The sequence below is a fragment of the Mesorhizobium sp. LNHC232B00 genome, from assembly GCF_000502435.1.
GTDB lineage: Bacteria > Pseudomonadota > Alphaproteobacteria > Rhizobiales > Rhizobiaceae > Mesorhizobium > Mesorhizobium opportunistum.
Genome location: NZ_AYWP01000014.1, coordinates 26,718 through 49,413, shown reverse-complemented (window position 1 = coordinate 49,413; position 22,696 = coordinate 26,718). Strand labels below are relative to the sequence as shown.

Sequence of the window (22,696 nt, the reverse complement as noted above, 5' to 3'; positions counted from 1 at the left end):
GCGAAGGATCGCAGGTCGGATGCGCTACAGCCGATCAGGCCATCTCAGGAGGGGGCCCTGGAACTCTGAACACCAACTCGAACTCCCGGTACGGACACTGCTTCCTTCGGCCAATCTCCACCGGCGGGGGAGCGAAAGACCCACTCTTGAAAGCCCCCGGCTGCGTGCTGACGTCGGCTCTAGGAAGCTCGATCGCCCTGTGCCCCGATCGACCGGCCGAAAAAAGGGATTCCAAATTCCAGCAAACACTGGTCATCTGGTTTTCATCCGGATCCAGACAAAGGGTAGCTTTCCATCGAGAGCTTCGCCATCTGTACAGGTTCACAATCATTCGACCGTGACCGATTTTGCGAGATTGCGCGGCTGGTCTACATCTGTCCCCATGAAGAGCGCCGTGTGGTAGGCAAGAAGCTGTATCGGCAGCGAGAAGATCATTGGCGCGATAATCTCGTCGACTACCGGCAGCACGAGCGTGTGCATGGTGTCGAGTTTCGATGCGGCTGCCCCATTTTTATCGGTGATGAGGATAATCCGCCCTCCACGGGCAGCCACTTCCTGCATGTTGGAGACGGTCTTGTCGAAAAAGCGGTCATGGGGCGCGATGACGATCACCGGCATGTTCTCGTCTATCAATGCGATTGGCCCGTGCTTCAATTCACCCGCTGCATAGCCTTCGGCATGGATGTAGGAAATCTCCTTGAGCTTCAGCGCTCCTTCCATCGCTAGCGGGAAACTGGTGCCACGGCCGAGATACAGGACGTCACGATACTTTGACAGTTCGCGCGACAAGAACTCGATCTCCGGCTGGATGCTGTTGAGTACCTGGCCCATGACGCGCGGCAATTCGGCGAGGCTCCTGACGAGCGCCTGCAGCTCGCCTTCGGGGACGGTCCCGCGGGCTCTGGCGGCGCTGATGGCGAGTGCGGCTAGAACGGCAAGCTGGCAGGTAAAAGCCTTGGTAGAGGCGACGCCGATCTCCGGTCCGGCAAGGATCGGGAAGACCGTATCGGCCTCCCGAGCGATGGTCGATTCGCAGGCATTGACGATAGCGCCAATTTTCAGCCCACGCTCCTTGCAGTACCTCAACGATGCAAGCGTATCGGCGGTTTCGCCGGATTGCGAAATGAAAAGAGCCGCGGACTGCGGCGGCAAAGGGATCTCGCGGTAACGGAATTCAGACGCAACGTCGATTTCAACCGTCAGGCGCGCATAGCGCTCGAACCAGTATTTTCCGATCAGTCCGGCGAGATAGGCGGTCCCGCAGGCAGAGATCGCCAAGCTCGGAACCTTGGCGAAATCGATGCCAGGAACCATGTCGCGACCCTCTATGATTTTGATGTAATGACGAAGAGCATGGGCGATGACCTCGGGCTGCTCGTATATTTCCTTCTCCATGAAGTGGCGATGGCTGCCCTTGTTGGCCAGATCGGCCGCGGCCGTGGAGATATGGCACGGACGCTCGACGGGATGGCCGTCGATATCGAAGATATGGGCGCCCGAATTGCCGACAATGGCCCAGTCGCCGTCCATGAGATAGGTAATTTCATTGGTGAAGGGCGCAAGAGCGATCGCGTCGGAGCCCAGGAACATCTCGCCGTCGCCGTGACCGATCGCCAGCGGTGGTCCGTTGCGCGCCGCCGTGATGGTCGACGGTTCATCTTCGAAGAGGATGGCAAGCGCATAGGCGCCCCTGACGCGTTTCAGCATGGCACGCGTGGCCTCTTGCGGCCTCATGCCCTCGCGGCGGTATCTTGCCAAGAGATGCCCAACGACCTCGGTGTCAGTGTCGGTCTGGAACTCGGCGCCATCCGCCGCCAATTCCTCCTTCAGCTCGGTGAAATTCTCGATGATGCCGTTATGGACGACGGCGACACCGTCGGTAAAGTGCGGGTGCGCATTGCGTTCCGTCGAGGCCCCGTGGGTTGCCCAACGCGTGTGGCCGATGCCGACTTTGCCGCTCAGCGGCTCTTCCTTCAGTCGCCTCTCGAGATTGACGAGCTTGCCCTCGGCGCGCCGGCGGTGCAAGGCACCGTCGATGATCGTCGCAACGCCGGCGGAATCATAGCCGCGATATTCCAAACCCTTCAACGCGCCGATCAACCGATCCGACACCGGCTGTTGCCCAACGATGCCAACAATCCCGCACATGTTCGTCTCCGCATTTTTGCGGGCAGCATCAGCCCACGCGAGACGGATACCCATCCGGCCGCTTTAAGTGGCGGCCTTGTAGTAGTATTCCATGATATTGGTACAATTGATTGTAGTGATCACTACCATCCGCCCCATGGATAGGTCGGCTGCTGTGGGGACCTAAAGTTCTATTCGCGCCTGACGCTCTTATGACAATCGCAGACTCACCCGCGGCAGGATCACGGCCTCAGAAACGGCCAGCAGGCCTTGGACAGTGGACGGACGACCGGCCTGCGAGCCCTAGTCAGGCGGTCCGGCATGTAGAAGCATTGTGCCGCCGACTTCGGCATCGGCGATGGTCTGTCTCGGCGACAGCCTGAGTTCGCTTCGCGGGCCGCGCGGCTCGCCCAGGACCGTCGTCGTCTGCGCGGCGCCGGTGTCAGTTGACGATGGCATAATGCCCGCCGGGGGCGAGCGCCTCGCGCACGGCACGTGCCAGCCGCGGTCGGTCCGGGACGCCATGGAAAGCGTTGGCCATGAAGACGAGGTCGACGGGGCGTGACACCAGAGTAGCGAGTTCATAGGCGTCGCCGGCGACGAATTCGCAATTGGTCACGCCGGCGCCGGTAGCGGCGCTGCGTGGCCTCCAGCTGGTCGGCGTCGATGTCTATGGCGACGACATGGCGGGCGACCGTGGCGATCGGCACAGCCGTCGCCGCAGCAGAGGTCGACCACCTCCATGCCCGGCTTCAGCCCGGTTGCCGCCAGCGCCATCTTCGCTGCGGTCCGGTTTGTCAGTGCTCTTTCCTGGCCTTGGCAAGAACACGAACTTCGGCTTCGGTCCGGAATGGCAATGTACCCCGATGGCGAAGGGCGACCCGATCTGCGTCAAGCTCATCGCCAGGGAAGAGACGAAGTGATGGGCACCCCCCTACCGCTGATTACCACCGGCGGCCGCCTCGCGTTCCAAGGTGGGCATGTCGTGCTCCTCGCAGGCTAGCCGAGGCAGAAATAACCGATCAGCGTCCACTCGGGCGGCGTGTCGAGAATCTCGGCCATCTCGGTCACATCGAGGATCGACACCCAGCCCATGCCGATGCCTTCCGCCCGCGCCGCTAGCCACAGTGTGTGCACCGCCATGACGGCCGAATAGTCGATGGTCGCCGGCATGGTTATGCGACCGAGCCCAAGGCCTTGTCCGGTCGTGCGGTCGGCGAAAACCGCGAACTGACAGGGCGCCTCGTTGAGACCGGCAAGCTTCAGCCGGGCATAGAGTGCAGCGCGCTCTCCCGAAAAGCACGTGAGCGCCTCGGCATTGCAGCGTTCGAAGCAGTCTCTCACCGGCGGTGCGCCGCTCGAGGCTGTCGACCACTACGAAGCGCAAGGGCTGGCTGAGGCCAACGCAGGGCGCAATGCTGGCGAGCTCGAGCAGCCGTTCCAGCTTGCCCTCCGGCAGAGCCGTCGGCTCGAAGCGCCGCACATCCCTGCGCCAGCGCAGCAGCGTGATCAGCCCGGCCCGAAAATCGTCGGCGAAATCGGGAGGTGACGGCATGGCGGTCTCGTTCGGGGCTAGGGATTGCAGTAGGGAGTACGGTGTGGATTGCCAGCTGCCTATTGCCCAAGCTGGCTTGTTGCGTCCGACAAGCGCGCCATGCGGCCCTAACCGCAAACGATAAAAAAATGTTTCCTGGTGGGCGGCGCTATTACGATGCAATCCAGCAAACCAGTTTCGATCAGCTCGCATGGCGGTGAATCATGTGCCAGGGCCTTTGCTAAATGCGCCATTGACACTCAGGCGCACCCGTATCGCTCACCAAGCCTCGGAATGCGGAGAACGTCGGCCTAGAACGCGGCGACGGCGACAGGCGTCTCAGCTTGCATATACTCGTTCCTGCCGCACCGCCTGTAACTCATTTTGCTTCCGACCACGTCGGCCTCGATGTCCCCGAAGGTTCCCCAGGTCATTCGGCAGATACCATCGTCTGACGTCATAGCGCCGGACCAGCACCAGCTGCCCAATTTCATGGGCATTGCTGAGCTTCCAGTCGCCCGCAGTTTCGCCTTCCACCAGTGTCAGGCATCACCCAATTGGGACTCATCCCTCTCACAGTCAATTCGCGGTTGACTTATTTGTCTCCGGCGAAGTGCGACAGCTGCTCGTATCCAGCAGCGTGAGCGATAGTTGATCAAATGCTGCCAATGAGTTTTGATACTGCAATCTTTAGACAGCCGCCTACCATGAATGTGCCATCGCGTTTCGGCGATCGAAGGAGCGAAGCCGGGTGTCCAGTCGTCACTACATATTCCCGGAGAACAGCGAACCTCTGCGGCTATCGCGGCGGCTTGTAGAGGGAATGATCTTCGGAAAGGACGCTCTCCCGCAATACGCCGGCACACGCCAGCGGGTCGTCTCGGTGATAGTTGAGAACGAAGGCACCGCGCCGAATCGGATTCTAGATGCCCAAGGAGCCTATTGGGTTTTCGATGCTGCGGGCGATATCCGAAAGGGCCTCACACGGTCGACTAGCGACATTATGAGCGCCACCTTCAATGATTCCGACAACAAGGGAACGGTGGTGGCACTTCAGCCAAAGCTCTCCAAGAAGAGGGCTGAGGAGGAGCACCGCTGGGTAGTGGGCAAGGCCGAACTCGACAGGATTGCCGCAGACATCTGGCCGAAGGTGAAGTCGGACAAGATGAGATCCGCGCAGGGGGTTCGGTGAAGCGACCGCCGCTTACCTATGATGCTCGGCACGCACTCGACGAGGCTACCGCAAATCTGTGGAAGATTTCGCACGCAGTAGCTGAACTTAAGGAGCCTAGCCTGAAGGGCTTTGCCCATGAGGCTCGTTCGAGAGGTGCCGACCGCCCGGAGCACGAACTTCTCTACCAAGCCATCGCCCAATTGGCAGATCAGCGACTCGAAATTCTGCGACGTCGCAGGACCGGGAAAGGCGTCTGGTATGCCATAGTGGGCGTAATAAAATGGAACGGCGACCACGTAGGCCAGAGCGTAGCCAGGTTCCACGAGAAGTGCGAAGGAAAGCGTTCAGCGGTCGTCGCGGCGAGAAAGCTTCTCGCCGAACATGCCGGTGAATTCGCGGAAAACATGACTGTGGAGGCCGAAGTGCTGACTGACCTTGAATGGCAGGGCAGGCTCCCTGAAGTAGAAGATTGAGGGTCGCGCCATGGCGGGCTACTTGATTTCGGTGTCGCAGATGCGTGGCCAAAGACCGACACATGCTGCCAGGCATATGCATCTGCGGCGGGTTTGACTTTTGATATTGGGATAGGCAGGAAGGCCGCTTGCTGTACAGACGAGCTTATCGGCGAGGTCGAGAATCCTAGTACCGGTCAATGGTAGTGCATCCACAGCAGTCTGATTTCGACAGCCGTCGTCGAGCCGGAGTGCGCACCGCCCTGTGCGGTGAGGCCTCCGTAAGGTCTGGGTATCTGAATGCCGTGTTAGCGCGGGCGCGCCAAACCTTGGCTCGCGCCGGTCAAGGCAGTTAATCAAAAAAATGGGACATCCGGGGTTCGCAGGCATACAGTGTGCCATCGACGGCAACTCTAAGGGCGTCCGTCGGCTGTGAGCGATCAACATGCTTCCGCCCCAATAGGGAGAGGGAGCTATGACAGACTCCAGTTCACAAACTCACACTGCCGCGCAACGCGACACCCGCCAAAATTCCATCTATCGCAATTCGCTGCTGCTTCGAATGTGCTCGGCAGATTTGGCATTGCTGCAACCTCACTTGGAAAGCGTCTCCCTGGGACTGAAGACGCATCTCGAAGTGGCGGGGTCACCAATCAGAACCGTGTACTTCTTCGAGAGCGGTCTCGGGTCAGTGGTGGGCGAACTGCGGCCTGGTATTGAAGCTGAGATCGGAATCATTGGTTGTGAGGGCATGACCGGCTCAGCGCTTATCATGGGCGATGACCGATCAACGCACGATTGTTACGTGCAATTAGAAGCCCGCGCCTTTGTTATCGACGCGGGCCTCTTCACCAAGGCGCTTTTGACAAGCCCAACCCTGCGAACTTTTCTGCTCCGCTACGTTCACTACTTTCACCTCCAGGCAAGCTTCACCGCGCTCAGCAATGCCCGGATGAACATCGTCGATAGGCTCTCAAGATGGCTGGTGATGTGTGATGATCGCGTCGACGGAAACCGCTTGGCGATTACGCACGAGTTCTTATCAGTCATGCTCGGTGTCAGGCGGCCCGGCGTCACCATAGCGCTGCAAATGTTAGAGGGGCAAGGTCTGATACGATCGATGCGAGGAGAGGTCGTTATCCTTGATCGCACGCGTCTGATTGCGCTGGCTGACGGGTCGTATGGCAGGGCTGAAGCCGAATACGCTCGGCTAATCAGCCAACTGCCTTGGCCGCAGGCGCCTGATCGCCAATGAATGTGCTCGAACAGGGAGATGGCCGATCTCCTGCATTGAGGCCATGTCCGGGTAAGCCGCCTAAACAGAGCCTTCACCGCCGACGTTGTCGAGCATCAGATCCAAGACGAAGCTGTCATGCCGGCACCGCTGCATGCGCCGCCCCAGGGAAACCGCCCCTCGCATCCATTCAGGATTCCGAAGCACGATACGGCTGTGCACCACCTTCCGGCCACTGCAAAGGGGACCCGAGATGACTCGGTCCGTAAAGGAGGTTTTCGAAGAGCATCTGAGGCGATATCGAGGAGGATCTTGGGGCGCACTGCCGTCTAACCTCGATTAAGCAGGCATTCATGCGCTGGTTGGAGCAATGGCGAGACTCATTGCACCAGCCCAGTTCAAGGCATGTGCGGACAACCGCTTTGGGCGCCGAACAGATCGATTGGCGGCATAGCCTTATCTTGCCTCACAAGACTTGTGGTCCGGGAAGGCTGTTTCGGGACTTTTCGAAATCAGCGGATCACAGGCTCGCCATGGAAGCGGCGGCGTGATGGAGGAGAAACCCCGAAGCCAACTTCCATCATCAGCCGTGGCCTGTGCGCCGGCACGGTGCCCATATGGAACCCGAACGGATCCTCGACGAAACCGAAACCGGCCTCGCCGGTCAGCGTGACCGGGCTCTGCTTGCCGTACACGTCCAGAATCTCTTGCGCGGGATGGCCGACGACAAGCGTAAGTTGGTGCTTGAGGGCGCGGCGATCATGGCTGCCGCGGACATAGACATGCGGGCCGGTCCCCTCGTCGACGGGCACCAGATAGAAAAAGAACTTCAGCATCCGCCAGTCGTCCAGATCGAAGTGGTATTTGCCGAGCGAAGCCAGGTTCTTGTCGGCGTCCGACGCCTGGCCGGTCGGGAAGCTCCACCAGACGCGCGTTGTGATCAGCGTCGCCTGGCCGCCGAGATAGTGCGCGGCAATATCCATGAGCAGCGGATCGTTTTGGATGGCAACGGCCAAGTTACAGCCCAGAATGCGCTCGAAATAATGAATGACCGCTGAGCAACGGACGGCCAAACCGCGCCTCAGCCACCGCATGCTCCGCCGGCATGAATTCGTGCCGAAACAAGGTGTGCACCTGGCGAATGCGGCTACATCTTCAGCCACCATTGTTGGCAGGACGAGGCCGGGAAAAAGCCCATCCATTCGCAGCGCGTCGACAACGTCCTGGCAATTGATACCGGCAAACATCGTGTCCTGGGCTCTTTGCGACCTTCGGACCGGCTTTGCACCACGCCAGTGCATTCTCCGTGCCGGCATGGTGCGCGCCAACATGAACATGGGCAGCCACGCCGGGTTCTCGCGAATATCCGACAGGTAGGTCGGAATGCGTACGGCTATGCGACGCAGCATGCTGCCGTTTCGCGCGATCGTCTCAAGGCTTGCCGCGCCGGCTTTGTCGGGGTTCATAACGGTCATCGGGATCCTCAAGGCATGAATGCACTCATCGACGAAGGTTGGGTCCCAGTGCTTCGCCGCGGAAGAACTAGGCGCTTGCCACGTTTTGTGCAACGCACAATTGCACTCAGAAATGGAGGTTGCGCGTTCGAATAAGACAATCGCAACCGCCCCAATTACCTCAGGAACTGTCTGTAGCCGCCGCCCATCAGGTAGCGGCCACGTTGGATGGCGCGACGTACCTGATCGCGAAGATGGCCACCTGGATGACGCCAATCTTCTTCGACGCGGCGTGTCCCGAACAAGGCAATGGCGACCTCCTGATGAGATGCTCCGGCAAGCGAGCCATCCAAAGCCTGGAGTACGATACGCAGACGCGCTCCGCGGTGTTCCGGCGGAAAGCAAGCAGCTGACAGGCGGGCGCAACCATTGACGTGGTTCAAGAACTGAAGGGCAGCGACATGGAACTTGAGGTGCTGCGGCTGAACGATCGCGTCGACATATAGCCGCAACGGGCGGAGGACGGACGCACCGGAAACGGCGATCTGCAGACTCCGGCAGTTCTCCCTCAGCAGCACGTGCTGCACGCCCGCAGCTGTCAGCAGGATGTCCTTGCAGCATGAGAGCGAAGAAAGGTGAAGCGGTTCAAAATCGTGGTCGAGCCCAAGCGGCTCCGCGGCCGCTCGTAGAATACAGGCGCAATCGCGCGGATCCCAAAAGACCCTCGCCGATGTAGCGTCCGAAAGTGGCGCGTCGGCGAAAAAGAAGGCTCCATTGTCTTAGGAGAGCTGATCCTGTCGTCAACTCGATTATCTGCATGTCGCCTTGGGGTCCGACAATGCAGGCGGACGGTGCCATTTTGGCGTGGTCGCGCTGGAATTGTGGATTGCGCCGAAGAAACTCCCAGGCCCAGCCAGTGCGTGGCAATCGTCTGGCATAGTGGTAAGCGTCGTGGCGACGCCAGTCCGGCCAGCATACAAGGCCGACCGTCGCTTCCTTGGACAGACCAGCATCCTTCATGGCTCAGGTGTCCACTATAGCGCTATGCCGACGGGCCTAGAACCGGTTGCCACAGTACCGGTCCAATCAGACGTCCCCTGCTGCGGATGCGCAAAAGGCTCGCGTGGGAAATCTCGAGAAACCCAGCCACCGCCTCCGTTTTGCCGACGCATTTGGGTTCTCCGATGCGCGACAATGGCCACGTAGCCAGGCGGAGGATCCGCTCCATGCGCGTATCCGTCACCGTTACTATCCGGGTCAGATCCTTGGCCAAGCCGAACTCGATCATGCCCGCGAAGAGCTCGTAGGTCGCCTGGGCCAGCCCGCCCGCAGCCTTGGGCGCCGACGGAGGAAGATCGAGCGCGAAACGACTGCTCTCCCATATGTCGGTGGTCGAGGGCACGACGTCAGCACCCAGCAGCACCGGGAAGGTGTCGCGCAACATTGTGGGTCCGGTGCTGGGCAGAAGACGCACGCAACCGCGAATTCGCCAGTCGGATCCTTTGAGGAGCAGATAGACGGGCTTCAGAGCATCAAACGAATCGGATTCCATCTGGTCTTCGGTATCAACTTCCCAATCGAGCCTTTCCTTGAACACCCGAAACCTGAGCCCGTGCATCTCTTTGAGTTCGCCTGCAAACTCGTTGTAAAAGTCTGGTGTTATCAGTTGCATCATGGTCGCCTCCATGTGGGATGTGTTCCCGCCATCGAAGGGCAAAGCTGCAAGCGATGCAGCCTGTAGAGGTTTACAGGTATCGTGGCTGAAGAATCAGGATCTCGTCTGGCCGGAGGCAGCCATGCGTGCAACGGCCTGGTTGATCGTTCGAACGCCAAACTTTGCCTTGGCGTTTTCCAAGTGAAAAGTCACGGTGCGCTTTGAGACGCCGAGAAGCTGGCTGATATCCCAAGCCGACTTGCCGCGCGCCGCCCATTTCAGGCACTCGAACTCCCGCGGGGTGAGCGTTACACCATCCACCACGCGATCATCGGCGAGCCTGCGCCGGACGTGGATATGAAAGTTGATGGCCACCAGCTGCAATGCTTTTTCGTAACGTGCCAGTGACCGCAACAGAAGCGGACGGGACTCGTCGGAAGCAAAGGTCAGGGCAGCAAACCGGCCGAGATGATCATGCATGGACATCGTCAGGCCGCCGCAGATGCCAAACTCAGCCGCACTCTCCAGAATTTGTTGCTGCGAATTCGGCAGACAGTGTCGAGCGCGGTCCACACCCCAATCGAATGTATCCCAGCCTTGCAGCCCGCGCAGGATGACCGGATCAAACCTGTGGTACCGCTGTTGCAGATAACGTGATGTCCAGGATGAAGGATAGTTTGAAATCAATTGGGGGGCGTCGCCGGAGGCCGACGGGTAAGTGAAATAGGCGAATAGCGGGAAGTCGAAGCCGGCTGCAGCGGAGGCCATTGCCTCACAGAGATCGGCAGCATCAACACTTGCAGACAGTTGCTCGACGAAGTTCTCAAACACGCGATGCATTTGCCCTGTGCGTAACCTCCGTTCGCTCAATGCCAGGCAGAGACCTTGTTTTAAACGATCCCGGACGGATACAGCGCGTGCCGAGAACGTGGCTAATCTGTTGAACCAATCCGAAATAGTCTGACGTTGTCTATGAGACGTGTGCCGCCGAGCCAGGCCGCGGCAAGCAACCGTGCCGGTCGATCAAGGCTTGGCATCGGGTGCAGATCTGCCTCTTCGCGAAGTTCCAGGTATTCGACCTCGCGAGCCAGAATTGCTGCGCGAGATTCTGCAAGCGTTGGCAGGACGGGTGAGCCGCGCCCAAGCCGCTCAGCCGTCTTGAGCAGGACCGATGATAGCTTGGGAGCAACAGCGCGTTGCGCTGGCGAGAGCCGCACATTGCGCGATGATAGCGCAAGACCGTCGGCTTCACGGACTGTCGGACAGGCAACAATGGTGATTGGAATATCCAAATCCCGGGCCATGCGCCTGACCAGGTGAATTTGCTGAAAGTCCTTTTCGCCAAAGAAGCCGAAGTCAGCGCTGGTCTGCAGGAAGAGCTTGGTGACGACGGTCGCCACGCCATCGAAATGTCCCGGCCGGAAGGCACCGCACAGGCCCTCGCTGACACCGGACACCGAAACGGTGGTGGCGAAGCCCGCCGGATACATCTCCTCTGCATCTGGCGCATAAAGCAGGTGCGCGCCAAGCGGTGCCAGTTTGGCGGCATCCTCGTCCTCGGTGCGCGGATACGCGGCAAGATCGGCCTGGCTGTTGAATTGCTTCGGGTTTACGAAGAGCGTCACGATCACACGGTCTGCCTTCTCGAGTGCAGCGCGCACCAGGCTGAGATGGCCCTCATGCAGGACGCCCATCGTTGGCACCACGGCAATCCTCACGCCCTCGCGGCGCCATGCGGCGACGATTTCGCGAAGCTGGTCAGCGCTCCTGACGATCGGCACGCTCACGCTGCTTCTCCGCTTTTGGTGGCTTGCGTGTCGGCGGGCGTGGGCGCATCGGCAAACACGTGCTCGGCGGCCGGAAACTGGCGCTCCTTCACCTCGTGCGCATAGGAAGCGATCGCAGCCGCAGCCGCCTCCCCCAGTTCAGCATAGCGCTTGACGAATTTGGGTCGGAAGTCGCCGAAGAGGCCCAGCATGTCGTCGACGACGAGAATCTGGCCGTCACAGGCTGCCGAGGCACCGATGCCAATGGTCGGGGCCGCCACCTCCCCCGTGATCCGGCGGGCGAGCGCCTCAGGAACCTTCTCCAGGACGATCGCAAAGGCGCCCGCTTCGCTCACGGCAAGTGCGTCGCGCCTGATGCGCTCGGCATCCCCGCCCCTGCCCTGCACGCGGTAGCCACCGATGGTGTTGATGGCCTGCGGCGTCAAGCCGACATGAGCCATGACCGGCACGCCGCGTGCGGCGAGGAAGCCGATCGTCTCTGCCATCGTTTCGCCGCCTTCGAGCTTGACGGCCGTGCAGCCGGTCTCCGCCATGACGCGCGCAGCATTTCGGAAAGCCTGCTCTGGGCTTTCTTCGAAGGAACCGAACGGCAGGTCGACGACCATCAGCGCCTGCTTGATGCCACGGCGAACCGCCTGGCCATGCGTGATCATCATCTCCAGCGTGACACCGAGCGTCGAGGGCAGACCGTGGAGAACCATGCCGACGCTGTCGCCGACGAGCACCACATCACAATGGGGATCGACAAGCCGCGCGACTGGGGTGGTATAGGCGGTAAGGCAGACGAGCGGCGTCCCACCTTTGCGCGAACGAATATCCGGCGGTGTGATCGCCTTGGTATCACCAAACGCGCTCAATGGATCCTCCTTCCCCTACGTTACCAACCGCGGGTGTCGCCTTTCGCACATTTTTGTGCAGGTGCGAAGAGCAAAAAAATGGCCGTGCAGCTGTGGGGTGTTGACGTGCCGACAGGCGCGCTTACACTAAATCGATTAAGTGCCCCCCCGAGCTGGCAAACCAATTCGCGAACATGGACGATCAGGCAATACGACTCAGGAAAGACAGAGCCGCCGTGAATGCCGACGACGTCAAAGTGGACCTGATCGCCTTTGTGGTCGCCGTAAACGACAGTGAACCCTGTGTCCTCACCATCGGCCAGGCGGACACCTTGCCCTCCGGTCCCTTTGCGCTTGAGCACCGATCGCTGCAATCCGGCTTGAGGGGGTGGGTCGAGCAGCAGACCGGCCATCGGCTGGGGTACATTGAGCAACTCTACACGTTCGCTGATCGGGATCGCATCGGCGCCGAGCGCCAGCAGCGCGTCATCTCCATCAGCTATCTTGCATTGACCCGCAAGGAACAGGCAGCGGGCCCGCCCAAGTGCGGATGGCAGAGTTGGTATGAATATTTTCCATGGGAGGACCATCGCTCCGGCACGCCTCCGGTCGTGCTGGATGTTCTGCGACCACGCCTGATTGAATGGGCAAACGGCGTCCGCGATGCGGCCACGCGACGTGAACGCTGGCAGCGGGCGACGATAGCCTTTGGCTTCGACGACCGCCTTTGGAACGAGGAACTCACGCTGCAACGCTATGAGTTAGTTTACGAAGCAGGCTTGGTCCAAGAGGCCGTAAGAGGGCGGGACGGGGCGCCCCCTCCGCTGGTGCCCAGCAAGTCCATGGTCGCCGATCATCGCCGCATCGTGGCGACCGGCATTGCGCGGCTGCGCTCCAAGATCAAATACCGGCCGGTCGTCTTTGAGCTGATGCCGACGGTCTTCACGCTTTTGCAGCTGCAGCGAACCGTGGAGGCGCTCGCCGGCAGGCTCATCCACAAGCCGAACTTTCGCCGACTGATCGAACAGCAGGAACTGGTCGAGGAGACCGGAGAGGCCACTACTGAGACCGGCGGCCGGCCAGCGAAGCTTTTCCGTTTCCGCCACGCCGTTCTCGACGATAGGCTCATCGCCGGGACAAAATTGCCGCTGGCGCGGGGTTGACATCCCTTATACTCACAGCAAGTATATGCTGGTTATTTTCAATTAGAGTATAAGCGGGAGAGGGTTGATGAGCGCCATGCTGCCTGCGGCCGCGTTGCTCTACGAGCGCGTCCGGCGAGTGATCCCGCCGATCGAATGGCCGGCTTTCGTCGACGATATCGAGGCGATCCTTGCACTGAAGCGCGAGCGCAACGCCATCATCCTGGCGCACAACTATCAGACGCCCGAGATTTTCCATTGCGTGGCCGACATCGTCGGCGACAGCTTGGCATTAGCCCGCACGGCTGCGACGATCGAGGCGCAAGTCATCGTGCTGGCCGGCGTCCATTTCATGGCCGAAACGGCCAAGCTCCTTAATCCGGACAAGACCGTGCTCATTCCGGATCTCAGCGCCGGTTGCTCGTTGGCGGAATCAATCACGGCAGAAGACGTGCGCTTGATGCGCCAGCGTTATCCCGGCGTTCCGATCATTACTTATGTAAACACGTCGGCCGAAGTGAAAGCCGAGTCGGATATCTGCTGTACATCCGGCAACGCCAAGGCGGTCGTCGAATCCCTTGGGGTTCTCCGGGTGATCATGCTGCCGGACGAATATCTGGCCCAGAATATCGCCGCCCAGACCGATGTACAGATCATCGCCTGGAAAGGGCATTGCGAGGTGCATGAGCGCTTTACACCGGCCGACATCCGCGAGTTGCGCGAAAGCCATCCCGGCGTGGTCGTGCTCGCCCATCCCGAATGCCCGCCCGACGTCGTGGCTGAAGCAGATTTTTCCGGCTCGACGGCTGCCATGTCCGACTATGTCGAAGGGCAAAGGCCGCCACGTGTCGTGCTGATGACGGAATGCTCGATGAGCGACAACGTCGCGTTAGCGCACCCAGAGGTCGAGTTCATCCGGCCCTGCAATTTGTGCCCGCACATGAAGCGGATCACGCTTGCCAACATCCGCACGGCGCTCGAGCAGAACCAACATGTCGTAACCATCGAACCCGGGATCGCCGGGCGCGCGCGGCTTGCGGTCGAACGGATGCTGGCAGTTTGAGCGCCGACCTCCGCAGCTTCTTCGGGCGTCCCATCATCATCGGCGGCGGCATCGCCGGACTGATGACCGCGCTTCAACTGTCGCCGGAGCCGGTGCTTCTTCTGTCAAGGTCGCTGCTGGGAGCTGACAATTCGAGCACCTGGGCACAGGGGGGTCTGGCTGCAAGTTTCGGCGAAGACGACGAGCCGGCAATGCACCTGGCCGATACGCTTGCTGCCGGGGATGGTCTCTGCGACAGAGACGTGGCGAGCCGCATCCTCCAAGCCGCGCCCAAGGCGATAGAGGGGCTTGCGGCCTTTGGGGTTCCCTTTGACCGCACGCCGAAAGGATCACTGTGCCTCGGATTGGAGGCCGCACACAGCCGACGTCGCATCGTTCATGCGCATGGGGACGGCACCGGGCGTGAGATCATGCGTGCCCTGATCGCGGCTGTGCGTTCCACTCCGTCGATAGTTGTCGTGGAGGGCGTGGAAGCGCGCCGGCTGGCCGTGCGAGAGAATGCGATCCGGGGCGTCTGGGCGAGCTGTTCGATCGGACCTTTCTTCTTCGGCTCACGGCGGGTCGTCCTCGCCACCGGTGGCATCGGGGGACTGTTTCTCGACACCACGAACCCTTGGGGAAGTTGCGGACAAGGCCTTGCACTTGCGGCCCGCGCTGGAGCTGTCCTAGCCGACCTCGAATTCATCCAGTTCCACCCGACCGCGCTTGACGGCCCGGAACGCCCTATGGCGCTGGTCAGCGAGGCTGTCCGAGGCGAAGGTGCTGCCCTGATCGATGAAACCGGCCAGGCTTTTCTCCAGAGCGTGCCAGGGGCGGAACTTGCGCCTCGCGATGTCTTGGCCCGGGCCGTGTGGAACCATCTTGCGGACGGCCACCGTGTTTTTCTCGACGCCCGACAACGGCCTGGCCCGGCATTCGCTCGACATTTCCCGACAATCGCATCAGCCTGTCGTGGAGCGGGCATCAATCCCGCCCGCGATCTCATCCCCATTCGGCCGGCCCAACACTACCACATGGGTGGCGTTGCAGTGGACAGCTCCGGCAGAACCTCCGTCAAGGGGCTGTGGGCCTGCGGCGAAGTCGCTTCGACAGGACTGCATGGCGCCAACAGGCTCGCCAGCAATTCCTTGACAGAAGCCATCGTGTGCGCCCGCTGGGTCGCTGAAAGTGTCGCCGGGACGCCTGCGCGCAGAACAAGGCCTGCGTTTGCCAACGTTTACCCACCGCCCGCTCCGATACGCGTGCGTGTTTTCCTGTCGCGCGCACTCGGCATCGTCCGGGATGGTGAAGGTTTGAAAGCAGCCGCGCGTGCCTTATTGCCGCTCGCCGAAAGCAAGGATGCGGTCTCGGATCCGGCGGCTGTCGGGCTAATGATCGCGGTTGCCGCCTTGTTGCGCGAAGAAAGCCGCGGCGCTCATTACCGGACAGATTTTCCTCATCATGCGACTGCCGCCCGACGGTCCGAAATCACCCTCGAAGCCGCCTTGGCTACAGCGCGGGGACTCGGACACTCGCCAAGTCTCGAAGGGCCGAAGTGATGACACTTTCACCGCTACCCACGGTCGTGCTTGAGCCGCTTGTACGGGCAGCTCTTCTTGAAGATCTTGGCAGAGCCGGCGACTTGACCACGCAGGCCATCGTCCCGAAGGAATACCAAGCGGGAACCGTGTTGGTGGCGCGACAGTCCGGAGTTGTCGCCGGCCTCGATCTGGCGATGCTCGCTTTCGGCTTGATTGATCCTGCTGTCGAAATCTCGGTGGAGCGCGCAGACGGCTGCAATGTCGTGGATGGAGAGATCATTGCATCAGTGGTTGGCCCGGCCCGGGCCATTCTCACAGCCGAAAGGACGGCACTCAATTTTTTGTGCCATCTGAGCGGCATCGCCACGGCAACGGCATCGATCGTCGCTGCGGTTCGTGGGTATGGCGCGAAGATCGTCTGCACCCGCAAGACGACGCCCGGATTGCGGGCAGTCGAAAAGTATGCCGTGCGCGCAGGTGGCGGGTCCAATCACCGCTTCGGTCTGGACGATGCAATTTTGATCAAGGACAACCACATCGCCATCGCAGGCGGCGTCCGCCCAGCGCTCGAGCGAGCACGAAGAGCGGCCGGTCATCTCGTCAAGATCGAAGTCGAGGTCGATACTCTGGCCCAGTTGGAGGAGGTACTTGGCTTCGCTCCCGATGCGGTTCTGCTCGACAACATGTCCCTCCCCGATCTTCGCCGCGCCGTCGCAATGGTCGGTGGCCGCGCTATCACCGAGGCTTCTGGCGGGATCACGTCCCATACAGCGCGGGCGGTTGCCGCGACCGGCGTTGATCTGATTTCGGTCGGCCGACTCATCCACAGCGCGCCGATCCTGGATATCGGCCTCGACCATCGGGGCTCATGATTGTCTGAGTCAGGATTGGGTCAACTGTCCTCTCCGATCGTCAACAGTCAGATAGCAAAGACCCCGCAAGACAGACCGGAGGAACAGCATGGACATGCAAACGGCAAGTTCAACGCAGACATCGCCACAGGCTCAATCCCCTGACCCCGGAGCGTGGACCCTGGAGAAGGCTCAGGCACTTTACCATGCCCCCTTCAACAATCTCCTCTTCCTGGCGCAAACGGTGCACCGCCAGAATTTCGATCCAAACAAGGTCCAGCTCAGCCGGCTGCTCAGCATCAAGACGGGAGGATGCCCGGAGGATTGTGGCTATTGCAGCCAGTCGGCGCGTCACGAAACCGGCCTGAAGGCGTCGAAGCTGATGGAGGTCCGGCGCGTCATCGCCGAGGCGACCAAGGCGCGTGATGCCGGCGCCACGCGTTATTGCATGGGCGCGGCCTGGCGAAACCCCAAGGCGCGCGACATGGATGCGGTGGTGGCGATGGTCGAAGGCGTCAAGGCGCTGGGCATGGAGACCTGCATGACGCTCGGCATGCTCGATCTTGAGCAAGCCGCTCGACTGAAGCAGGCGGGCCTCGACTACTACAACCACAACATCGATACGTCGGAACGCTACTACAGCGAGATCATCAGCACGCGCGGCTATGCCGAGCGGCTCGACACGCTTGAGCAGGTTCGTCGATCCGGCATCAAGGTCTGCTGCGGCGGTATTGTCGGCATGGGCGAAGATCCGGTGGACCGGATCGACATGCTGGTTACGCTGGCGAACCTACCCGAGCCGCCGGAAAGCGTCCCGATCAACATGCTGATCCCGATCGCCGGCACCCCGCTTGCCGAAGCCAAGCCCATCGAGCCGATCGAATTCGTGCGCGTGATCGCCCTGGCGCGCATCATGATGCCGAAATCGCATGTGCGTCTTTCCGCCGGCCGCACCGCCATGACCGAGGAGATGCAGGCGCTGTCCTTTTTTGCCGGTGCCAACTCGATTTTCGTCGGCGACACGCTGCTGACGGCGGACAATCCCGGTGAGGACAAGGATAGCCTTCTGTTCCGCCGTCTCGGCATTGAGCCGATGGAACTCGAGGCGCAATGAACGGGGCACCGCTTGCCCGCTATGACGCGACCTTGCAGGGACTGGCCCGCAAGGACCGGCTGCGGACGCTTGCGCCGCGCGCAGGTCTCGATTTCTCGTCGAACGACTATCTCGGGCTGGCCTCGTCCAGGAGACTTGGCGATGCTGTTGTGGCGGCGATTGCGCGGGGCACGCCGGTTGGCGCCACCGGGTCGCGGCTGTTGCGCGGCAATGCACCGGAACACGAGCAGCTCGAGGCAGACGCGACGGCATTCTTTGGAGCCGACCGCGCGCTGTTCTTCGGCAGCGGCTACATCGCCAACTTCGCTCTGCTGAGCGCCCTGCCGCGGAAGGGCGATCTTTTGGTTCTCGATGAGCTCGCCCATGCCAGCATGCATGAGGGTGCGCAGGCCGGGCGCGCACAGTTCGTGCTGGCCGCGCACAACGATGCCACCGCTGTTGAGGATGCGATCACACGTTGGCGCGCCGCAGGCGGCATGGGATGCGTCTGGATCGCGGTGGAGAGCCTTTACAGCATGGATGGCGACTGCGCGCCTTTGGAGAGCCTGGTCGCGCTTGCCGATCGGCACGGCGCATTCATCGTCATTGACGAGGCGCATTCGACCGGCGTCTGGGGACCGGACGGCCGGGGGCTTGCCGCCGCTTTCGAGGGCCGCGACAACATCGTCGCGCTCCACACCTGCGGCAAGGCGCTCGGCGCATCTGGTGGGCTCGTGACCGGGCCGAGGGCACTGTGCGAGTATCTGATCAACCGTTGCCGGCCATTCATCTACGCCACCGCGCCATCGCCGCTGATGGCAGTGGCAGTGCGCGAAGCACTCGCAATGCTCGCCGACGAGCCTATGCGGCGTGTTCAGCTGCATGAACGCGTTGCCCTCGCCGGCCGCCAGCTGGCCGAGCGCTGCGGCGTGATACCCAGCGGCTCGCAGATCCAGCCCCTCGTAATCGGCGATATCAGGCGCACCATGGCAGTGGCGGCGCGCCTGCAGGCCCGCGGCTTCGACATACGCGGTATTCGTCCTCCGACCGTGCGCACGTCGCGGCTGCGCATCTCACTGACGCTCAATATCGGCGAAGCCGACATTTCCGCCATGGTCGAGGCGCTGGTCGAGGTGTTGGCCCAAACATCACCGGAGGCGGTATGACCCAACGCATCGTCATCACCGGAACCGACACGGGAGTTGGCAAGACCGTGTTTGCGGCTGGGCTCGCCGGTTTGCTCGACGGCTTTTACTGGAAACCGGTGCAATCGGGCCTCGACGGCGAGACCGACAGCGAAGTGGTCGCGCGGCTTGCCGGCTTGCCCTCAGAGCGCGTGCTGCCGGAAGCCTACCGCTTGCGGAGCCCGCTGTCGCCGCATCGTTCGGCCGAGATCGACGGCGTGGCGATCAAGGCTGCCGATCTTGCTTTTCCCGTCCTACCGACGCCGCTCGTCATCGAAGGCTCCGGCGGCCTGATGGTGCCGCTTAACCGGCGCACAAGGCTCATCGACATCTTCGCTGAATGGCGGCTGCCCGTTATTCTGTGCGCCCGCACCACGCTCGGCACCATCAACCACACCTTGCTCTCGATCGAGGCGCTCCGCGCCCGATCCATCCCGTTGGCCGGCATCGCTTTCATCGGCGATGAGATGGCCGATACGCAACGGACCATCGTGGAATTCAGCGGTGCGCCGCAGCTCGGCAGGCTGCCGCACCTCGATCTGCTGACCGGCAAGACACTGAGGGACGCAATGATTGCCGGCTTCGCCTTCGCCTCGATTACTGGAGGTGACTGATGTCGCAGTCTCATGTGTGGCATCCCTTCACCCAGCACGCGCTCGAGCCTGCGATCCCAGAAATCGTCCGGACTGAAGGCGCCTATCTCCGCAGGGCCGACGGCGCCCGCATCCTGGACGCCATCTCCTCCTGGTGGGTCGTCACACATGGCCACCGCCATCCCCGCATCATGAAGGCAATCGAGACAACCGCGTCGAGCCTCGACCAGATTATCTTTGCGGGCTTCACGCACGAGCCGGCAGAGCGCTTGGCCAAGGCGCTTGTCGGCCTCGCTCCCGCTGGACTCGACTGGGTGTTCTATTCCGACAGTGGCTCGACCTCGGTCGAAGTAGCGCTGAAGATGGCGCTCGGTTATTTCCGCAATATCGGCGCCCCACGCTCGCGCATCGTCGTCATGGATCACAGCTATCATGGCGACACGATCGGCACGATGAGCGTCGGTGCGCGTGGCGTGTTCAACGCCGCCTACGAACCCTTGCTGTTCGAGGTCGCCACCATCCCCTTTCCGGCAGCGGGGCGCGAGCAAGAGACGCTGGATCGTTTAGAGGCTGTGACCCGCGATCGACGAGCCGCAGCCTTAATCGTCGAGCCGCTGGTGCTGGGCGCCGGCGGCATGCTGATGTATCCGGCTTCAGTTCTGGCCGAATTGAAGAAGATCACTGAGGCCTCCGGCACGCTGCTGATCGCCGACGAAGTGATGACCGGCTGGGGGCGGACCGGAACCATGTTCGCCTGCGAGCAGGCATCGATCTCTCCAGATATCCTGTGCACCTCGAAAGGCCTGACCGGCGGCGCCATCCCGCTGGCCGTAACGCTTGCCACCGATGCCATCTTCCAGGCTCATTATTCCGAGGACCGGAAGAAGACATTTTTCCATTCGAGCTCCTACACTGCCAACCCGATTGCCTGCGCGGCAGCACTTGCCAATGTCGAGATCTGGCGGGACGAGCCGGTGGCCGAGCGCATTGCGGCCTTGAGCGCAATGCAGGCCACCGGGCTTCGACGCTTTCGCGACAACAGCTTCTTCACCGACTGCCGGGCGACCGGCACGATCGCGGCGCTCGACCTGCGAACCGGTTCCGCAGGTTATCTCGCCGAGATCGGACCGAAACTGCGCGCTTTCTTCCTCGAGCGAGGGCTACTTGTGCGCCCGCTCGGCAATGTCCTCTACCTTCTGCCACCCTATTGCATCACCGGCGACGAGCTCGAGCGACTCTATGACGCCATTGAGGAGGCGGGCGAACGCTTCGGGTCCAGGCCATGAGCAAGTCGTCGCGCATTCTCGGGTTTGGCCATCATGCGCCTGGGCGAAAGGTGGCGAATGCCGAAATCGAGAGCAATCTCGGTCTTGATCCAGGCTGGATCGAAAGGCGTACCGGGATACGGTCGCGCTTCTGGGCAACCGACGAAGACACGCTGTCTGGTCTTGCTGCGCAGGCCGGCGACATGGCGCTGGCGAACGCCGGTATTGCGCGCCACGACATCGGTCTGCTGTTGCTTGCCACCTCGACGCCCGACCATCTTCTGCCGCCGAGCGCGCCGCTGGTCGCACACAAGCTTGGCCTTGGCAGCGCAGGCGCGGTGGATCTGACAGGCGCCTGCGCCGGCTTCATCTATGCGCTGATGTTTGCGGACGGATTTACCCGCCTGCACGGCAAAGCGAGCCTTGTTATCGCCGCCAATATCCTCAGCCGCCGCATCAATCCAGCCGAGCGCGCAAGCTCGGTCCTGTTTGCCGATGCCGCCGGCGCCCTGGTGATCGGTCAGTGCGATGATGCTGATCGGGGCATTCTCGGTGCCTCGGTGGCTTCGGACGGCTCGCGATACGGGCTGATCCAGATTCCCGCAGGAGGAAGTAACAAGCCGTTCCACGGTGACCTCGATCTCGCGCAAACCCGAATGAGGATGACGGACGGCCGCGAAGTGTTCGCAAAGGCCGTCGAGATGATGACCAATTGCTCGATAAGCGCGCTAGCCGCTGCCGGAGTGCGGCCACACGATCTCGGCCGGTTCGTGCCCCATCAGGCCAATACTCGGATTTTCGACGCGGTCGGGAGGAACCTCGGCATCGCGGACCAAGCAATTGTCAAGACGATTGCCGAATACGGCAACTCTTCGGCCGCGACGATCCCGCTGTCGCTCTCGCTCGCCAACCAGACGGAGCCATTCCAGCCTGGAGAGAAAATCCTTCTGTCGGCGGCGGGTGCGGGTCTCAGCGGCGGCGCTCTCGTGGTTGGAATCTAGCCGGCCGGCTCACGCGCGCAGGACTGGTCATGAATGGGAATAGGGCAACAGAACCAATGCCAAAATGGCCTTCTGAAGCTCGACATGACCGAGCTGACGCAGCACGACCCCGTGCGAGCCTCTGGATGAGATCAAATGCATCACCTGTTGCATCATTCGTGCCATCTGAATAAAGCTCAAATACAAAGGGTGAGCCGCCCCATATATGTCTGATACCCGACATTGTTCACATAAAAGGCTCGATGCTTACACGCTCTTTGCTCTCTTCTCTTTGCTGTCTGCTCTTTTCTCTTTGCTCTTTGCTCTTTCGTCTTGACTAGCAGGAGCATGCGGCTTATCTCATTGCCGCGTTAGCACTCGCTTCCGCTGAGTGCTAAGCACGCTCCGGCAACGGAGAACCGTTCAACATCCGCACCAAGGACATCCAAAAATGGCAAAGTCGAATTTCCGGCCGCTGCATGACCGCGTGGTCGTTCGCCGGGTCGAATCCGAATCCAAGACCGCCGGCGGGATCATCATCCCGGATACGGCGAAGGAAAAGCCGCAGGAAGGCGAGATCATCGCCGTCGGCTCCGGCGCTCGTGACGAAGCAGGCAAGCTGGTCCCGCTGGACGTCAAGGCCGGCGACCGCATCCTGTTCGGCAAGTGGTCGGGTACCGAAGTCAAGCTCAATGGCGAAGACCTTCTGATCATGAAGGAATCCGACATTATGGGCATCATCGGCTGATATCA

The 22,696-nt window shown here is 61.2% G+C and carries 22 protein-coding genes and 2 pseudogenes; 13 read left to right on the top strand and 11 right to left on the bottom strand.

All coding sequences use genetic code 11. From position 1 onward, the window contains the following. Positions 1-327: 327 nt before the first annotated feature. From glmS to X743_RS1000000173970, 5 genes and pseudogenes are all read right to left on the bottom strand, one after another. Positions 328-2,148 carry a glutamine--fructose-6-phosphate transaminase (isomerizing) gene (glmS, locus tag X743_RS151075; protein WP_023766603.1) on the bottom strand — a complete coding sequence of 607 codons (1,821 nt, stop codon included), beginning with the start codon at positions 2,146-2,148 and terminating at the stop codon, positions 328-330. A 282-nt stretch (positions 2,149-2,430) separates the two neighbouring features. Beyond that, positions 2,431-2,586, bottom strand: a complete 156-nt coding sequence (locus X743_RS1000000173355) for a hypothetical protein (RefSeq protein WP_023766602.1) — start codon at positions 2,584-2,586, stop codon at positions 2,431-2,433. Continuing rightward, entirely contained in the window at positions 2,570-2,746 is a 177-nt protein-coding gene (locus tag X743_RS1000000173350; RefSeq protein WP_023762808.1) for a class I SAM-dependent methyltransferase, read from the bottom strand. Before X743_RS1000000173350 ends, X743_RS1000000173355 begins: the two co-directional genes overlap by 17 nt. 380 nt (positions 2,747-3,126) lie before the next feature. Continuing rightward, positions 3,127-3,471: a nitroreductase family protein gene (locus X743_RS1000000173345; protein WP_245264244.1), complete on the bottom strand. Its 345-nt coding sequence runs from the start codon at positions 3,469-3,471 to the stop codon at positions 3,127-3,129. A 43-nt stretch (positions 3,472-3,514) separates the two neighbouring features. After that, positions 3,515-3,682: pseudogene (locus X743_RS1000000173970) on the bottom strand (nitroreductase family protein); the annotation flags it as partial. Between the two features lie 730 nt (positions 3,683-4,412). Here X743_RS1000000173970 and X743_RS151080 point away from each other — a divergent pair. The 3 genes from X743_RS151080 to X743_RS151090 all read left to right on the top strand — a co-directional run bounded on the left by X743_RS151080 (position 4,413) and on the right by X743_RS151090 (position 6,542). After that, the gene (locus X743_RS151080) at positions 4,413-4,853 is read left to right on the top strand and encodes a hypothetical protein (protein WP_156934443.1); all 441 of its coding nucleotides are present in this window, start codon (positions 4,413-4,415) and stop codon (positions 4,851-4,853) included. After that, the gene (locus X743_RS151085; protein ID WP_023766598.1) at positions 4,850-5,308 is read left to right on the top strand and encodes a hypothetical protein; all 459 of its coding nucleotides are present in this window, start codon (positions 4,850-4,852) and stop codon (positions 5,306-5,308) included. The genes X743_RS151080 and X743_RS151085 overlap by 4 nt, the downstream gene beginning before the upstream one ends. Positions 5,309-5,762: 454 nt before the next feature. Further along, a complete protein-coding gene (locus tag X743_RS151090) occupies positions 5,763-6,542 on the top strand; it encodes a Crp/Fnr family transcriptional regulator (RefSeq protein ID WP_023766597.1) in 780 nt (259 codons plus the stop codon). A gap of 491 nt (positions 6,543-7,033) precedes the next feature. Here X743_RS151090 and X743_RS01000000169055 read toward each other — a convergent pair. The 6 genes and pseudogenes from X743_RS01000000169055 to panB form a co-directional block, all read right to left on the bottom strand. Then, positions 7,034-7,996: pseudogene (locus tag X743_RS01000000169055) on the bottom strand (hypothetical protein). Between the two features lie 155 nt (positions 7,997-8,151). Continuing rightward, entirely contained in the window at positions 8,152-8,553 is a 402-nt protein-coding gene (locus X743_RS151095) for a DUF2285 domain-containing protein (RefSeq protein WP_245264243.1), read from the bottom strand. 464 nt (positions 8,554-9,017) lie between these two features. Further along, complete coding sequence (locus tag X743_RS151100) at positions 9,018-9,650, bottom strand: acyl-homoserine-lactone synthase (protein WP_023766595.1); 633 nt, start codon at positions 9,648-9,650, stop codon at positions 9,018-9,020. A 93-nt stretch (positions 9,651-9,743) separates the two neighbouring features. Further along, positions 9,744-10,469: a LuxR family transcriptional regulator gene (locus X743_RS151105; protein ID WP_023766594.1), complete on the bottom strand. Its 726-nt coding sequence runs from the start codon at positions 10,467-10,469 to the stop codon at positions 9,744-9,746. 92 nt (positions 10,470-10,561) lie between these two features. Next, positions 10,562-11,416 carry a pantoate--beta-alanine ligase gene (gene panC, locus X743_RS151110; RefSeq protein ID WP_023766593.1) on the bottom strand — a complete coding sequence of 285 codons (855 nt, stop codon included), beginning with the start codon at positions 11,414-11,416 and terminating at the stop codon, positions 10,562-10,564. Next, positions 11,413-12,273, bottom strand: a complete 861-nt coding sequence (gene panB / locus X743_RS151115; protein WP_023766592.1) for a 3-methyl-2-oxobutanoate hydroxymethyltransferase — start codon at positions 12,271-12,273, stop codon at positions 11,413-11,415. Before panB ends, panC begins: the two co-directional genes overlap by 4 nt. Before the next feature lie 173 nt (positions 12,274-12,446). On the opposite strand from panB, the gene X743_RS151120 reads away from it, so the two are divergent. From X743_RS151120 to groES, 10 genes are all read left to right on the top strand, one after another. Then, the gene (locus X743_RS151120; RefSeq protein ID WP_023735838.1) at positions 12,447-13,415 is read left to right on the top strand and encodes a membrane protein; all 969 of its coding nucleotides are present in this window, start codon (positions 12,447-12,449) and stop codon (positions 13,413-13,415) included. Positions 13,416-13,482: 67 nt separating this feature from the next. Further along, complete coding sequence (nadA, locus tag X743_RS151125) at positions 13,483-14,457, top strand: quinolinate synthase NadA (protein WP_023766591.1); 975 nt, start codon at positions 13,483-13,485, stop codon at positions 14,455-14,457. Further along, positions 14,454-15,995, top strand: coding sequence for an L-aspartate oxidase (locus X743_RS151130; protein ID WP_023766590.1), 1,542 nt, complete (start codon positions 14,454-14,456; stop codon positions 15,993-15,995). The genes nadA and X743_RS151130 overlap by 4 nt, the downstream gene beginning before the upstream one ends. Then, entirely contained in the window at positions 15,995-16,849 is an 855-nt protein-coding gene (nadC, locus tag X743_RS151135; protein WP_023766589.1) for a carboxylating nicotinate-nucleotide diphosphorylase, read from the top strand. The genes X743_RS151130 and nadC overlap by 1 nt, the downstream gene beginning before the upstream one ends. A 94-nt stretch (positions 16,850-16,943) precedes the next feature. Further along, on the top strand, positions 16,944-17,942 hold the full coding sequence (bioB, locus tag X743_RS151140; RefSeq protein ID WP_051508564.1) for a biotin synthase BioB: 999 nt from the start codon (positions 16,944-16,946) through the stop codon (positions 17,940-17,942). Then, a complete protein-coding gene (locus X743_RS151145; RefSeq protein WP_023766587.1) occupies positions 17,939-19,087 on the top strand; it encodes an 8-amino-7-oxononanoate synthase in 1,149 nt (382 codons plus the stop codon). Before bioB ends, X743_RS151145 begins: the two co-directional genes overlap by 4 nt. Continuing rightward, positions 19,084-19,719 (top strand): dethiobiotin synthase, encoded by a 636-nt coding sequence (bioD, locus tag X743_RS151150; protein WP_023735844.1) that lies wholly within the window; start codon positions 19,084-19,086, stop codon positions 19,717-19,719. The genes X743_RS151145 and bioD overlap by 4 nt, the downstream gene beginning before the upstream one ends. Then, on the top strand, positions 19,719-20,984 hold the full coding sequence (locus X743_RS151155; protein WP_023766586.1) for an adenosylmethionine--8-amino-7-oxononanoate transaminase: 1,266 nt from the start codon (positions 19,719-19,721) through the stop codon (positions 20,982-20,984). The genes bioD and X743_RS151155 overlap by 1 nt, the downstream gene beginning before the upstream one ends. Beyond that, positions 20,981-21,964: a beta-ketoacyl-ACP synthase III gene (locus tag X743_RS151160; RefSeq protein ID WP_023766585.1), complete on the top strand. Its 984-nt coding sequence runs from the start codon at positions 20,981-20,983 to the stop codon at positions 21,962-21,964. The genes X743_RS151155 and X743_RS151160 overlap by 4 nt, the downstream gene beginning before the upstream one ends. A 430-nt stretch (positions 21,965-22,394) precedes the next feature. Next, a complete protein-coding gene (gene groES / locus X743_RS151165) occupies positions 22,395-22,691 on the top strand; it encodes a co-chaperone GroES (RefSeq protein WP_019863563.1) in 297 nt (98 codons plus the stop codon). Positions 22,692-22,696 lie beyond the last annotated feature (5 nt).